General features: G+C 64.6%; 17 protein-coding genes and 1 riboswitch. Of the genes, 3 read left to right on the top strand and 14 right to left on the bottom strand.

Annotated features, from left to right (window positions below; genetic code table 11):
- Positions 1-46: 46 nt before the first annotated feature.
- The 13 genes from CDO35_RS19585 to nrdR all read right to left on the bottom strand — a co-directional run bounded on the left by CDO35_RS19585 (position 47) and on the right by nrdR (position 9,848).
- Entirely contained in the window at positions 47-841 is a 795-nt protein-coding gene (locus tag CDO35_RS19585) for a cobalamin-binding protein (protein ID WP_099526299.1), read from the bottom strand.
- Complete coding sequence (locus CDO35_RS19580; protein ID WP_099526298.1) at positions 841-1,254, bottom strand: MFS transporter; 414 nt, start codon at positions 1,252-1,254, stop codon at positions 841-843. The genes CDO35_RS19585 and CDO35_RS19580 overlap by 1 nt, the downstream gene beginning before the upstream one ends.
- Positions 1,251-1,871 (bottom strand): GTP cyclohydrolase II, encoded by a 621-nt coding sequence (ribA, locus tag CDO35_RS19575; RefSeq protein ID WP_099526297.1) that lies wholly within the window; start codon positions 1,869-1,871, stop codon positions 1,251-1,253. The genes CDO35_RS19580 and ribA overlap by 4 nt, the downstream gene beginning before the upstream one ends.
- A gap of 111 nt (positions 1,872-1,982) precedes the next feature.
- Positions 1,983-2,627 (bottom strand): TIGR02281 family clan AA aspartic protease, encoded by a 645-nt coding sequence (locus CDO35_RS19570; RefSeq protein ID WP_099526296.1) that lies wholly within the window; start codon positions 2,625-2,627, stop codon positions 1,983-1,985.
- A gap of 18 nt (positions 2,628-2,645) precedes the next feature.
- A complete protein-coding gene (locus CDO35_RS19565; protein WP_099526295.1) occupies positions 2,646-3,380 on the bottom strand; it encodes a substrate-binding periplasmic protein in 735 nt (244 codons plus the stop codon).
- Positions 3,381-3,389: 9 nt separating this feature from the next.
- A complete protein-coding gene (locus tag CDO35_RS19560) occupies positions 3,390-3,917 on the bottom strand; it encodes a phosphatidylglycerophosphatase A family protein (protein WP_064495007.1) in 528 nt (175 codons plus the stop codon).
- A gap of 15 nt (positions 3,918-3,932) precedes the next feature.
- Positions 3,933-4,886, bottom strand: a complete 954-nt coding sequence (gene thiL / locus CDO35_RS19555; RefSeq protein WP_099526381.1) for a thiamine-phosphate kinase — start codon at positions 4,884-4,886, stop codon at positions 3,933-3,935.
- Positions 4,887-5,036: 150 nt separating this feature from the next.
- Positions 5,037-5,516: a transcription antitermination factor NusB gene (gene nusB, locus CDO35_RS19550; protein WP_099526294.1), complete on the bottom strand. Its 480-nt coding sequence runs from the start codon at positions 5,514-5,516 to the stop codon at positions 5,037-5,039.
- Entirely contained in the window at positions 5,513-5,989 is a 477-nt protein-coding gene (gene ribH / locus CDO35_RS19545) for a 6,7-dimethyl-8-ribityllumazine synthase (RefSeq protein ID WP_064495009.1), read from the bottom strand. The genes nusB and ribH overlap by 4 nt, the downstream gene beginning before the upstream one ends.
- A 180-nt stretch (positions 5,990-6,169) precedes the next feature.
- On the bottom strand, positions 6,170-7,249 hold the full coding sequence (ribBA, locus tag CDO35_RS19540; RefSeq protein WP_099526293.1) for a bifunctional 3,4-dihydroxy-2-butanone-4-phosphate synthase/GTP cyclohydrolase II: 1,080 nt from the start codon (positions 7,247-7,249) through the stop codon (positions 6,170-6,172).
- Positions 7,250-7,260: 11 nt separating this feature from the next.
- Positions 7,261-7,923 (bottom strand): riboflavin synthase, encoded by a 663-nt coding sequence (locus tag CDO35_RS19535; protein ID WP_099526292.1) that lies wholly within the window; start codon positions 7,921-7,923, stop codon positions 7,261-7,263.
- Between the two features lie 126 nt (positions 7,924-8,049).
- Positions 8,050-8,204, bottom strand: a riboswitch (FMN riboswitch).
- Between the two features lie 64 nt (positions 8,205-8,268).
- Positions 8,269-9,384: a bifunctional diaminohydroxyphosphoribosylaminopyrimidine deaminase/5-amino-6-(5-phosphoribosylamino)uracil reductase RibD gene (ribD, locus tag CDO35_RS19530; protein WP_099526291.1), complete on the bottom strand. Its 1,116-nt coding sequence runs from the start codon at positions 9,382-9,384 to the stop codon at positions 8,269-8,271.
- The gene (gene nrdR, locus CDO35_RS19525; protein ID WP_003243991.1) at positions 9,381-9,848 is read right to left on the bottom strand and encodes a transcriptional regulator NrdR; all 468 of its coding nucleotides are present in this window, start codon (positions 9,846-9,848) and stop codon (positions 9,381-9,383) included. The genes ribD and nrdR overlap by 4 nt, the downstream gene beginning before the upstream one ends.
- Positions 9,849-9,991: 143 nt before the next feature.
- On the opposite strand from nrdR, the gene CDO35_RS19520 reads away from it, so the two are divergent.
- From CDO35_RS19520 to trxA, 3 genes are read left to right on the top strand one after another with little or no spacing between them, the layout of a single operon-like run.
- Positions 9,992-10,432 carry a hypothetical protein gene (locus CDO35_RS19520; protein WP_099526290.1) on the top strand — a complete coding sequence of 147 codons (441 nt, stop codon included), beginning with the start codon at positions 9,992-9,994 and terminating at the stop codon, positions 10,430-10,432.
- Entirely contained in the window at positions 10,429-11,088 is a 660-nt protein-coding gene (locus tag CDO35_RS19515; RefSeq protein ID WP_099526289.1) for a class I SAM-dependent methyltransferase, read from the top strand. The genes CDO35_RS19520 and CDO35_RS19515 overlap by 4 nt, the downstream gene beginning before the upstream one ends.
- 54 nt (positions 11,089-11,142) lie before the next feature.
- Positions 11,143-12,015 (top strand): thioredoxin, encoded by an 873-nt coding sequence (gene trxA / locus CDO35_RS19510; protein WP_099526288.1) that lies wholly within the window; start codon positions 11,143-11,145, stop codon positions 12,013-12,015.
- A 60-nt stretch (positions 12,016-12,075) separates the two neighbouring features.
- Here trxA and CDO35_RS19505 read toward each other — a convergent pair whose 3' ends face one another.
- Positions 12,076-12,417: a hypothetical protein gene (locus CDO35_RS19505; RefSeq protein WP_099526287.1), complete on the bottom strand. Its 342-nt coding sequence runs from the start codon at positions 12,415-12,417 to the stop codon at positions 12,076-12,078.
- Positions 12,418-12,437: the final 20 nt, after the last annotated feature.

Here is a 12,437-nt window from a genome sequence, read left to right as displayed (position 1 = left end):
ACAGCGCACCCTACGACCGCTGTAGGGTGCGTACCGCCTGAAGAGGCTACCGCGCCCCCGCCATCCGCTCACATAACTGCTCGATGGCACCCAGCATCTGCCGGCTGGGCCTTTCCAGGCCCCTGTCCGGCACTGCCCAGACCTGTTCCAGACGCACGGCATGCAACTGCGGCCAGGCTTGCCAGGCGCTCAGCTCGGCATTGCTGCCGCCGAGTATCACGTCCGGGTCACGCGCCAGCACCGCCTCCACACTGACCTGTGGCGCTGGCTGCGGTAGATCGGCGAACAGATTGCGCGCACCGCACACCTGCAAGGCATCACCGATCAATTGCTCGCCACCGATGGTGTACAGCGGCTGATGCCACACCTGATAGAACACCGTCAGGGGCTGCTCACGCTGGTAGCGCTGACGCAGCGCGTGCAGCTCGGCGCGAAACTCGGCCGCCAGCCGCTCGCCCTGCTCCGCCCGGCCCACTCGCTCGCCAATGCGCACGAAGGCCTCGCCGAGTTGGTCAAGGCGCTGCGGCTCGACGATCAACAGGTCGATACCGAAACGCTGCAACTGCGCTTGTTGCGCCGGCGGCACGCTGCCAGGTGCGATAAGGATCAGATCCGGCGCCAGTTGCAGCAGTCGCTCGAATTCCAGCTGACCATAACGACCAACAGTGGGCAGGTGCGCCAGCGCGGCGGGACGCTCATCGCCTTCGAGCACGCCGACCAGCAAGCCGGCAGCATCCAGGTCGAGCATGATTTCACTGAGCGAGGGTGCCAGGCTGATTACCCGCTCGGCAGCTGACAGCGGCAACGCCAGCAGGCAAAGCGCGAGCAGCAGCGTGCGCATCAACCCAACTGGCGGGGTATGCGGTAGAGGCTGTGCAGCACGATGGACGACAGCGCCAGCAGAACCAGCGGGATCGCCTCGAGGCCAGCAAGGACTGCCAACGCGGCGATCCACGCAGGCAGCGCCGCGCCAAGCAAGGCGCGCAAACGAATACGATCCAGCTCCAGCCAGGCAGTGGGTTCCTCGTCACTATCGAGGGCTTTCTGGGTGGCGATAAGAGCGTGTTTGTAGGCAGAGAACAGCGGCAGGCTGACGAACATCGAGGCCAGGCCGGCAATGAACATCGGCATGCTCATGACCGTGTGACCACCACCGCCGAACAGCAGGTTGAGCATGAACAAGGGCGCCAGCGCCACGCCCAGTTGACGCCACCAGGCCAGCGCAAGACGCCGCTTTACCTGGCCTCGGGTCACAGGCGCTCCTCGGTCTCACCCTGATGCTGGTTGCCCAGCATATGACCGAGCTTGCCGGCCTTGGTGGCGAGGTAGCGCTTGTTGTAGGGGTTGTGTGCAATCTGCAAGGGCACACGGTGATCCACCGCGATACCCATGTCGCCCAGCGCCTTGACCTTGCGCGGGTTATTGGTCATCAGCTTGAGGCTGTGAATGCCCAGGTGCTCGAGCATCGGCAGGCAGATGGCGTAATCACGCTGGTCAGCGCCGAAACCCAGGCGCTCGTTGGCTTCCACGGTATCGGCCCCACCGTCCTGCAGCTCATAGGCGCGAATCTTGTTCAGCAGACCAATGCCCCGGCCCTCCTGACGCAGATACAGCAGCACGCCGCGACCTTCGTTGGCGATGGCCTGCAGCGCAGCCTGCAGTTGGGCACCACAATCGCAACGCAGGCTGAACAGCGCGTCGCCGGTCAGGCATTCGGAGTGCAGACGCCCTAGCACTGGTGCACCGTCGGCAACATTGCCGAAGGTCAGGGCGACATGTTCCTTGCCGGTGACCTCGTCGAGGAAACCGTGCATGGTGAACACACCGAAGGGCGTGGGCAGTTGGGAGGCGGCGACGAACACGACGGACACCGGATACTCCTAGCAATGAGTACGAAACAGGGCCGGCATTGTATCAGCAGCCCCCGCTGGCGGGTCAGTCAGAATTGCCGATCATCAGTATCGAAACTGTCAATGGCAACCTCAAAGCTTGGATTCGAGCACCAGCATGCCTTGTTCTTCGCGCCAGCCCACCCGCCCCATGAAGCTCATGCCGAGCAAGGCTTCGGCGGGCGCGCCACCCTCCAACACCACGGCCTCGACACCCAGCACCTCGATATCGCCGACCTTGACCCGATCCAGGCGCACCCGCCAGCCCCGCGCCGTGCCACTGGCCGTGCTGACCGTGAGCGGTTGCCCACTGACGCGAAAGTCGATGCCCAGACGGCGCGCCTGGGCTTCGTTGAGAGCAACCGACGTGGCACCAGTATCCACCAGGAATGGCACGCTTTGGCCGTTGACCGAACCGGTGATCCAGTAGTGACCACCTGGCCCCTTGGCGATACTCAGGCGCTTTCTTACTGGTTCGGCAAAACCGGCACTGTATTCCCGACTCAGTGGATAGGCGCGCTCGACACCCTCGACACGCAGCACCGCACCCTGCTTGTCGACGCTGACCACCTCTACCCCGCCCGGACCGGTCTGGCCGACCCGCACCAGCTTGCGCTGGCCATCGACATTGACCACCGCCGCCCCAGGAAACAGGCCAACCACCTGCACCTGAGTCGCCGCCCAGGAAGAACTTGCACCTAGCAGCGCCAGCGCGGCGAGACAGTAACGAAGCTGCATATGTGAAAGTCTCCCGGCTCAGTCGAAGGGATAGGGCTGGCGCCAGTGGGCGAAGATCGGTCGCAATTCACCGCTGGCAATCAGTTGTGTCATGCGCCGATCGAAGAGTTCGGCCAGGGCATGCCCGCGTGGCGTATCGGCAAAGCCGAGATAGAGCGGCAGTTGCGTGAGATCCGTCGTGCGATACTGCTGCGGCTTACCAGTCAGGCTCAGCACATAGTCGACCTCGGGGCGCGCATCGATATAGAAATCCGCGTGACCCAGGTCGAGCATGCCGAGGATACCGCTACGCCGTTGCACTTCCCGGTAGTCGTGCACATTCGGCAGATATTCCTCGTAACCGTAGCCCCGCACCCAGACCAGCCGGTACTTGCCCAGGCTGTCGAGGGTCGGCACAGGTTTGTTTTTGAGGCCAAGTGCGACGATCTGATCTCGATCATAGTAGTGCGTGGGGTAGAACACCTGCCCCTCGACCTCGTCACGATAGGACCCGACCCAGGCATCGGCCTCGCCACGCTGCACCAGCCCGATGGAGCGGGTATAGGGCACGCTGTGGATATTCAAGCGAACACCTGCCGGCTCGAACACCTTGCGCATGACGTCCCAACCCAGGCCAGTACCGTCGGCTTCGGTATAGGCCTCCCAGATCTCGCTGGCCAGACGTATTTCACCTGGCAGCTCGCTCTGAGCCTGAGCTCCGCTCAGAGCGCATAGCATCAGCAGCGCGCCCAGCCAGACCTGCCTCATGCGCATGCCCACTCCTTAGAAACCCAGCCCTGCTCCGTAGTTGGCCCACGCCCAGACCAGCCCCTGCATGGCCAGCCAGGCAAAGACCCCGGCGATGATGTCATCGAGCATGATGCCGACACCGCCGTGTACGTGGCGATCGATCCAGCGAATCGGCCAGGGCTTGACGATGTCGAACAGACGAAACATGAGAAAGCCTAGCAGCAACCAGACCCAACCCTCGGGCACCAGCCAGAGGGTGATCCACATGCCGACCATTTCGTCCCAGACGATGCCTTCATGGTCGTGCACGCGCAGGTCGTCAGCGACCTTGCCGCACAGCCAGAAGCCGAACAGCATGGTGACCCCGAGCAGCAGCCAATAGCCCCAGTCCGGCAGCATCTGCCACAGCGGCACGAACGGCAGCGCCACCAGCGAGCCCCAGGTACCCGGCGCCTTGGGCAGCGTGCCGGAGCCGAAGCCGAAGGCGATGAAGTGCCACGGATTGCGCCACACCGAGGGTGGTACGTATTCGGCGGGAACCTGGTTGGGGTGATCGGTCACACGCACTCCGTCCTGTCAGAAATGTTGATAGCCGCCGCGCGGCGGCTCGATTGGCTGGCCATTGGCGTCCAGCAGCTGTACCCCGGTGCCGTTCAGCACACGGCCGATAACCCGGACGTCAGGCCAGTCACGCTGAATGTCGGCGAACAGCGCTGGCGGTAGGGTAAAGGCCAGACGGTAGTCATCGCCACCACCGAGCGCGCAGATCCGCGCCTGCTCTTCACCGGCAAAGGCGCGCAGCGCTGCAGACATCGGCACACGCGCCAGCTCAATGTGCAGGGCGACCTGCGAGGCGTTGGCGATATGCCTGCAGTCAGCGAGCAGGCCGTCGGAAATATCCAGTGCTGCCGTGGCTCGGCCGCGCAGTGCATGCCCCAGGGCCAGTTGCGGTTGCGGCGACCAGTAACGCGCCAGCAAAGGCTCGGCGACTTCAGGCGTTGCATCACGCTGAGCCAATACCAGCGGCAGGGCGCCAGCGGCGTCACCCAGCTCGCCGCCGACGCACAGCAGATCACCCACCTGCGCGCCGCTGCGCAACAGTGCCTGCCCGGCCGGCACACGGCCGAACACGGTCAGCGTCAGGCTTAGCGGGCCACGCGTGGTGTCGCCACCGACCAACGCCAGCGAGCAGTTCTCGGCCATCTGCTGCAGGCCACGCGCAAACTCGGCCAGCCAGGTTTCACTGGCGCTCGGCAAGGTCAGAGCGAGAGTAAAGGCCAGCGGTGTAGCGCCCATGGCAGCCAGGTCACTGGCGGAGACGGCCAGCGCACGCTGACCGAGAAGAAAGGCATCGCAGGCGTCGGGAAAGTGCACCCCGGCAACCAGCGTATCGGTGGACACCGCCAACTGCTCGCCCGCTGGCAACGCCAGCAGGGCGCAGTCATCGCCGATACCGCGAACCACGCCGTCACCGCCCTGAGCGCAACGGGCGGCGGCGAAGTAGTGACGGATCAGCTCGAACTCATTCACGGGCAAGCAACGATCTGCTGCGCGTCGGCCCTGCTGCGTTAAAAGCAGACTCGGAATGCTCATGTGCTACAGCACACTGCGCTTCCTCGCCTGCTTTTGCCTTGCATGGCTCTAGCTCGCAAGATCGTGAATCAAGCATCCCCATAGGCCTCAACGTTTGTTGGCGTTGACTTCGGCCGCACGCAGCTTGGGCGCGAGCTTGTCGAGGATGCCGTTGACGAACTTGTGCCCGTCAGTGGCACCGAACACCTTGGCCAGCTCGATACCTTCGTTGATCACTACCTTGTAGGGCACATCAACGCGGTTCTTCAGCTCGTAGGTGGACAGGCGCAGGATGGCCAGCTCGACCGGATCGATCTCTTCCAGCGGGCGATCGAGCAGCGGCGTGAAGGCCTCGTCCAGCTCGGTCTTCTGCCGCGGTACACCGTGCAGGATCTCGTGGAAGTAAGCGCCATCGACCTTGCTGAAATCGTTGTCGACACGAAACTGCGCTTCGATCTCGTTCAGCGGCTGCCCGGCAATGTGCCAGGAATACAGCGCCTGCATGGCCAGGGTACGGGCCTCACGGCGTGCGAGAATCTTGCCGCTGGGCCCCTTCTTGGCCGACTGGCCGTTACCGGAGTTGCTCACTTGGCCTCCAACTGCGCCAGCAGGCTGACCATTTCCAGGGCAGACAGCGCAGCTTCGGCCCCCTTGTTACCTGCCTTGGTGCCGGAACGTTCGATGGCTTGCTCGATGGAGTCGACAGTCAGCACGCCGAAGGCGACCGGTACGCCATATTCCATGGAGACCTGGGCCAGACCCTTAGTGCACTCGCCGGCGACGTATTCGAAGTGCGGGGTGCCGCCACGGATGACCGCGCCGAGGGCGATGATCGCCGCGTATTCACCACGCTGAGCGACCTTCTGGGTGACCAGAGGAATCTCGAAAGCACCCGGTGCACGGATGATTGTGATCTCGCTCTCGCTCACGCCGTGGCGTACCAGGGCGTCGACGGCGCCACTGACCAGGCTCTCGACGACGAAGCTGTTGAAACGGCCTACCACCAGGGCGTATTTGCCCTTCGGGGCGATGAAGGTACCTTCGATGGTCTTCAGGGTCATGACAAGTCTCACATGGGTTAAAGAGCCGGAGCGGCGGTGCGCTCCGAAAATAAAATTCGTGCTCCCTAGGGAGCTGGCTTTGCTCCCCTCTCCCACTTGTGGGAGAGGGGTTGGGGCGGCCCGCGTAGGGAGAGGGTTAGGCGTTGGCCATAACACCCTCTCCCGCCCTGCGGGCCGCTTTCAATCAGCCGGCAGGTATTCTACAACTTCGAGATCGAAGCCGGATATCGCGTTGAACTTCATCGGCGAGCTCATCAGGCGCATCTTGCGTACGCCAAGATCACGCAGAATCTGCGAGCCCGCGCCCACGGTGCTATAGGTCGCCGGGTTGGCCGGCTGCTGACGGCTGATCAGTGCCAGCAGCTCCGGCCCGGTCAGCGGATTGCCGAGCAGCAGCACCACGCCGCTACCGGCCTTGGCCACTTCCGCCATGGCAGCGCGCATGCTCCAGCGGCCCGGCTGGTTGACCATGAACAGGTCGCGCAGCGGGTCCATGTTGTGCACGCGCACCAGGGTCGGTTCTTCGGCGCAGATGGCGCCCAGGGTCAGCGCCATGTGTGCGGTGTCCTCGACGCCGTCACGGTAGGTCACCAGATTGAACTGACCCAGCTCGGTGTCCAGCGGCTGCTCGCTGATGCGCTCGACGGTACGCTCGTGGATCAGGCGGTAGTGGATCAGGTCGGCGATGGTGCCGATCTTCAGGCCGTGCTCTTCGGCGAACTTCTCCAGCTCCGGGCGACGGGCCATGGTGCCGTCGTCGTTCATGATCTCGCAGATCACCCCGCTCGGCTCGAAACCGCCCATGCGCGCCAGGTCGCAAGCGGCTTCGGTGTGGCCGGCACGGGCCAGCACGCCGCCGGGCTGGGCCATCAGCGGGAAGATGTGGCCAGGGCTGACGATATCCTCGGCCACCGCATTGCGCGCCACGGCAGCCTGCACGGTGCGCGCGCGGTCGGCGGCGGAAATGCCGGTGGTCACACCTTCGGCCGCCTCGATGGAGACGGTGAACTTGGTGCCGAAACCGGAACCGTTGCGCGGCGCCATCAGCGGCAGCTTGAGCAACTCACAGCGCTCGCGGGTCATGGGCATGCAGATCAGGCCACGGGCGAAGCGGGCCATGAAGTTGATGTGCTCGGCGGTGACGCATTCGGAGGCGATGATGATGTCGCCTTCGTTCTCGCGGTCCTCATCATCCATGAGGATGACCATCTTGCCGGCGCGGATGTCTTCGATCAGTTCTTCAGCGGTATTGAGCGCCATCGGGCGTCTCCTCAATTCTTCAGGTAGCCGTGTTCGGCGAGAAAGCTTTCGGTGAGGCCCGAGGCCTTGGGCTCTGCAGCCTTGTCGCCGAGCAGCAGGCGCTCCAGGTAACGCGCCAGCAGGTCGACCTCGAGGTTGACCTTACGCCCGGCCTGGTAGTCGACCATGATGGTCTCGGCCAGGGTGTGCGGCACGATGGTCAGTTCGAACTCGGCGCCATTGACCGCGTTGACGGTCAGGCTGGTGCCGTCGACGGTGATCGAGCCCTTGTGCGCGATGTACTTGGCCAGCTCGCGCGGGGCGCGCACCTTGAACTGCACGGCGCGGGCGTTATCGGCACGCGAGACGATCTCGCCGACGCCGTCGACGTGGCCGCTGACCAGGTGCCCGCCGAGGCGGCTGGTGGGCGTCAGGGCCTTTTCCAGGTTCACCGCGCTGCCGGGCTTGAGGTCGACGAAGGCGGTGCGCGCCAGCGTCTCGCGGCTGACGTCGGCCCAGAAGCCGTCGCCGGGGAGTTCCACTGCGGTCAGGCACACGCCGTTGACGGCGATGCTGTCGCCGAGCTTGACGTCACCCAGATCGAGCTTGCCGGTGGCCACGTAGACGCGCACGTCGCCGCCCTTGGGCGTCATGGCGCGGATACTGCCGATGGCTTCGATTATGCCGGTGAACATAAGCCCTCCGGTTTCACGTTGAAGGTGGTGCTGAACAGCATGGACGAACTCCTGTTTTGGTCAAAAACAGGGCAATGCCGATCGATAGGGATTTCACGGACACGCACGAGGCGCCCGTGGAGGGAATCCCGCTCTCTCTTTATCCGGACTATACCGTCGGCCCCGGAATCGCACCGGGTCTGCTGGACCTCGCCTGGCAGGTACCGTGGCGAGCGCTCGCGGGCTAGGTTCTACGAACCATCACCGCCGGTGGGGAATTTCGCCCCGCCCTGAGAACGTTGCGGCCATGTGAAATGACCGCGTGGCGTTTTATCACATTTATCGCCGCGACGCATGGCCCGTGCGCTATCTGGCCTTGGGCACCGCAGTGATCTGCCAGTCGTCGCCGACGGCGCGAATATCGAGAATCTGCAACTCCGGCGCTTCGGCCATGCGGTTAAGCGGCAGTTCGAACAGCGGCCGCGCACTGGAGCCGAGCAGCTTGGGCGCGACGAAGATGCGGTACTCATCCACCAAACCGGAACGGGCGAAGGCGCCGGCCAGACGCGGCCCGGCCTCTACCAGCACTTCGTTGACGCCACGGCCGGCCAGTTCCAGCAGCAACTTGCGCAAGTCGACGTGACCATTGCTGCCCGGCACGGCGAGCAGTTCGTGACCATCGGCCAGATAGCGATCACGGGCGGCGGCAGCCGCACAGGTGGCCACCAGCGCCGGACCGGCCTGGAAGAAGGCTTTGCTCAGCGGCACGCGTAGACGACCATCGACCAACACCCGCAGCGGTGGTCGCGAGGCGGCCATGAAGGTGGCTTCGACACCCAATCCCAGCTCGTCGGGACGCACCGTCAGCCGGGCATCGTCCGCCAGCACGGTGTCGGCGCCACTGAGCACCACGCTGGACTGCGCGCGTAAACGCTGCACCTCCGCGCGCGCCGCCGGGCCAGTGATCCACTGACTCTCGCCGCTGGCCATGGCAGTGCGGCCATCCAGGCTCATCGCCGACTTGACCCGCACGAACGGCAACCCGCTCTCCATGCGCTTGATGAAACCGGCATTGAGCGCTCGCGCCTCGCTTTCCAGCACGCCACTGGCGACCTCGATACCGGCTTGGGCCAGGCGTAGCAGGCCACTGCCGGCCACCTGCGGGTTGGGATCCTGCATCGCCGCGACGACCCGGCTGACACCGGCGGCGACCAGCGCATCGGCGCAAGGCGGCGTGCGCCCATGATGGCTGCAGGGCTCCAGTGTCACGTACGCCGTTGCGCCACGCGCCTTGTCACCGGCCTGGCGCAGTGCGTGCACCTCGGCGTGCGGCTCACCGGCACGGGCATGCCAGCCTTCGCCGACGATCTCGCCATCACGCACGATGACGCAGCCGACTCGTGGATTGGGATGGGTGGAGTACAGGCCTTTGCGCGCCAGCCGCAGGGCGCGCGCCATGAAGAATTGGTCGCGTTCGCTCATCGGCTTTTCGACGGCTCGCGGGCCAGGCGTTCGATTTCCTCGCGGAACTCGTTGAGGTCCTGAAAGCGCCGGTAGACCGAGGCGAAGCGGATATAGGCCACCTCGTCAAGCTTGCTCAGTTCGGTCATCACCAACTCACCCAGCACCAGCGACTTCACCTCGCGCTCGCCAGTGGCGCGCAGTTGCTGCTTGATACGGGCGATGGCTTCCTCCAGGCGCTCGACGCTCACCGGGCGTTTTTCCAGCGCGCGCTGCATGCCGGCGCGCAGCTTTTCTTCGTCGAAAGGCTGGCGGCTGCCGTCCTGCTTGATCAGGCGCGGCATCACCAGCTCGGCAGTTTCGAAGGTGGTGAAACGCTCGCCACAGGCCACGCATTCACGGCGGCGGCGGACCTGGTCGCCCTCGGCGACCAGACGGGAATCGATGACCTTGGTGTCGTTGGCAGCGCAGAACGGACAATGCATGGTGAGGGCTGACGAATGGCGGCAAAGTCGCCATGGTAGCGCATAGCACGCCATTGAAAAATGTAAGGAGCCTTGAGTTCGCCTGCTTACGGCGGCAAGACAAATTAAGCTATGCCCATGCCCCGTCAAAAGCAGAACCTGCCATGAATCGATATCTGCCCCTTCTACCCATTGCCCTGAGCGGCCTGCTTGCGGCCTGCGCCGGCGAGCCCACGAGCACCGCGCCGCCACCCACTCCAGCACCTGCACAGGCAGAACCCATCGCTGCACCGATCCAGGGCCCAGGCCTGCGCGGCGAATTGCTTGGCGTCGCCGCAGGCGCCGATGTCGACCTCGCATTATTGGGCGTAGACATGCGCGGTCGCCCGCGTGCCTTGCTTGGCCAGGTTCATCTGCGTGGCGACGGCGAAGCGCTGCCGTTCCATCTGCCCCTGAACACGCAGCAGGCGCCTCAGGACCTGCGCCTGGAACTGCGCGGCCGCGTCAGTCAATCCGGACGCCTGGTACAGCGCTTGCCGGCACGCACCATCGCTGAACTGAACGACCAGGACCTTGGCCCGCTGCATCTGGTGCCGGCGCCATGAAACCACCCGCACCGCTGCAGCATGCGCTCAGCGAATTACTCGGCGATGCCCGCCTGGTGGCCGAAACACTGCCCGGTACCGATATCGCCCTGTGGCTGATCGATGCCAGCAACATGGAGCGCGCCTTCAACCCTGAGGAAACCAGGCGCATCCTTGAAGAGCCGCCCTACTGGTGCTTCTGCTGGGCCAGCGGCCTGGTGCTGGCACGCTGGCTGGCCGAGCGCCCAGAGTGGGTACGCGACAAGCGCGTGCTGGATTTCGGCGCTGGCTCCGGCGTCGCCGCCATCGCAGCCGCCAAGGCGGGTGCGGCAGAAGTGGTGGCCTGCGACCTCGACCCACTGGCGCTGGCCGCCAGCCGCGCCAACGCCGCACTCAACGGTGTGACGCTGAACTACTCGGACGATTTCTTCGCCGAAGCGGATCGCTACGACCTGATCCTGGTCGCCGACGTGCTCTACGATCGCGCCAACCTGCCGCTGCTCGACCACTTTCTCAGCCGCGGGCGTCAGGCCCTGGTGGCCGATTCACGGGTGAAGGACTTCCAGCATCCGCTGTACCGGCGCCTGGCACTGCTGGACGGCTGCACCTGGCCAGACCTGGCCGAGCCCGCCGAATTCCGCGAAGTCAGCCTGTATCACGCCGTGCGCCCCTTGTAACCGCGCGGCAGTGCCCGCATTAATAGATCATTGCCCTGTTTTTCGAGACCGACCATGAGCGACTCCCCCTACATCTTCGACATCTCCGGCGCCGCCAACTTCGAGCAACTGGTGATCGAGAACTCCTTCCACAAACCGGTGCTGGTGGACTTCTGGGCCGAGTGGTGCGCGCCGTGCAAGGCGCTGATGCCAATGCTGGCGAAGATCACCGAGGAATATGCCGGTGAGCTGCTGCTGGCCAAGGTCAACTGCGATATCGAGCAGGACATCGTCATGCGTTTCGGCATTCGCAGCCTGCCCACCGTGGTGTTGTTCAAGGACGGCCAGCCGGTGGATGGCTTCGCCGGCGCCCAGCCGGAAGCGGCGATCCGCGAGATGCTCAAACCTCACGTCGCCGAACCGGCGCCTACCGCCGCCGACCCGATGGAGGCCGCTCAGGCGCTGTTCGCCGAAGGCCGTTTTGCCGACACCGAAACACTGCTCAAGCAGGTGCTGACCGAAGACAACGAAAATGCTGCCGCGCTGATCCTCTACGCGCGCTGCCTGGCCGAGCGCGGCGAGTTGGGCGAAGCGGAAACCGTGCTCAACGCAGTCAAGGGTGACGAGCACAAGCAGGCACTGGCCGGTGCCAAGGCGCAATTGACCTTTCTGCGTCAGGCCGCCGACCTGCCAGACGCCGCCACGCTGAAAAGCCGCCTGGCGCAGAACGCAGAGGACGACGAGGCGCTGTATCAACTGGCCGTGCAGCAACTGGCGCGCCAGCAATACGAAGCGGCGCTGGACGGCCTGCTCAAGCTGTTCGTGCGTAACCGCAGCTACAGCGAAGGCCTGCCGCACAAGACCCTGCTGCAGGTGTTCGACCTGCTCGGCGGCGACCACCCTCTGGTCACCACCTACCGCCGCAAGCTGTATCAGGCGATCTACTGATCCCAGCGTTGGATCGCGCTCGCCGCAGGGCGCCCTACGACACCCTGGCAGCCTGAACAATTACTCCTGCCAGTGATAGATCGGCGCGTCCGCGCCGGTTTCCATGCGGATCTGCTCGCAATGACGCAGACGCACCAGCAGGCGCTTGCCAGCGGCCTCGCCACCTGCCAACGCGGCCAGCTGCGTCATAAGCTTCGGTCCTTCCACTTGCCCTGCATCGCGCACCAGCTGCAGCGCGGTCTGCCACAGCGCATCACCCGCGTCAGCTGCGGCAGTCGCTGCCGCTACGCTGGGTGTCGGCGTAACAGCCACATGCTGCGCCAGTTGCGCCCAGTCCTCGTTATCCAGCTCCAGCGTTAGGTCCACCGGCCAGTCGCCAATGCGCCCACGTATTCGCATCATGTTCAGCCTCCAGTCAGGAA

Origin of the sequence: Pseudomonas sediminis (genome assembly GCF_002741105.1) — a bacterium.
In the GTDB taxonomy this organism is placed as follows: Bacteria; Pseudomonadota; Gammaproteobacteria; order Pseudomonadales; family Pseudomonadaceae; genus Aquipseudomonas; species Aquipseudomonas sediminis.
Note: the sequence above shows the minus strand (reverse complement) of the source record. Positions and strands in the feature narration are given on the sequence as shown.

What these genes read in the sequence shown, in the direction of transcription:
- trxA (WP_099526288.1), top strand. Translation starts at nt 11,143, where the DNA reads ATGAGCGACTCCCCCTACATCTTCGACATCTCCGGCGCCGCCAACTTC.
- CDO35_RS19570 (WP_099526296.1), bottom strand. Translation starts at nt 2,627, where the DNA reads ATGCAGCTTCGTTACTGTCTCGCCGCGCTGGCGCTGCTAGGTGCAAGT.
- CDO35_RS19535 (WP_099526292.1), bottom strand. Translation starts at nt 7,923, where the DNA reads ATGTTCACCGGCATAATCGAAGCCATCGGCAGTATCCGCGCCATGACG.
- ribD (WP_099526291.1), bottom strand. Translation starts at nt 9,384, where the DNA reads ATGAGCGAACGCGACCAATTCTTCATGGCGCGCGCCCTGCGGCTGGCG.
- nrdR (WP_003243991.1), bottom strand. Translation starts at nt 9,848, where the DNA reads ATGCATTGTCCGTTCTGCGCTGCCAACGACACCAAGGTCATCGATTCC.
- CDO35_RS19505 (WP_099526287.1), bottom strand. Translation starts at nt 12,417, where the DNA reads ATGATGCGAATACGTGGGCGCATTGGCGACTGGCCGGTGGACCTAACG.
- CDO35_RS19520 (WP_099526290.1), top strand. Translation starts at nt 9,992, where the DNA reads ATGAATCGATATCTGCCCCTTCTACCCATTGCCCTGAGCGGCCTGCTT.
- CDO35_RS19515 (WP_099526289.1), top strand. Translation starts at nt 10,429, where the DNA reads ATGAAACCACCCGCACCGCTGCAGCATGCGCTCAGCGAATTACTCGGC.
- CDO35_RS19565 (WP_099526295.1), bottom strand. Translation starts at nt 3,380, where the DNA reads ATGCGCATGAGGCAGGTCTGGCTGGGCGCGCTGCTGATGCTATGCGCT.
- ribBA (WP_099526293.1), bottom strand. Translation starts at nt 7,249, where the DNA reads ATGGCGCTCAATACCGCTGAAGAACTGATCGAAGACATCCGCGCCGGC.
- CDO35_RS19585 (WP_099526299.1), bottom strand. Translation starts at nt 841, where the DNA reads ATGCGCACGCTGCTGCTCGCGCTTTGCCTGCTGGCGTTGCCGCTGTCA.
- ribH (WP_064495009.1), bottom strand. Translation starts at nt 5,989, where the DNA reads ATGACCCTGAAGACCATCGAAGGTACCTTCATCGCCCCGAAGGGCAAA.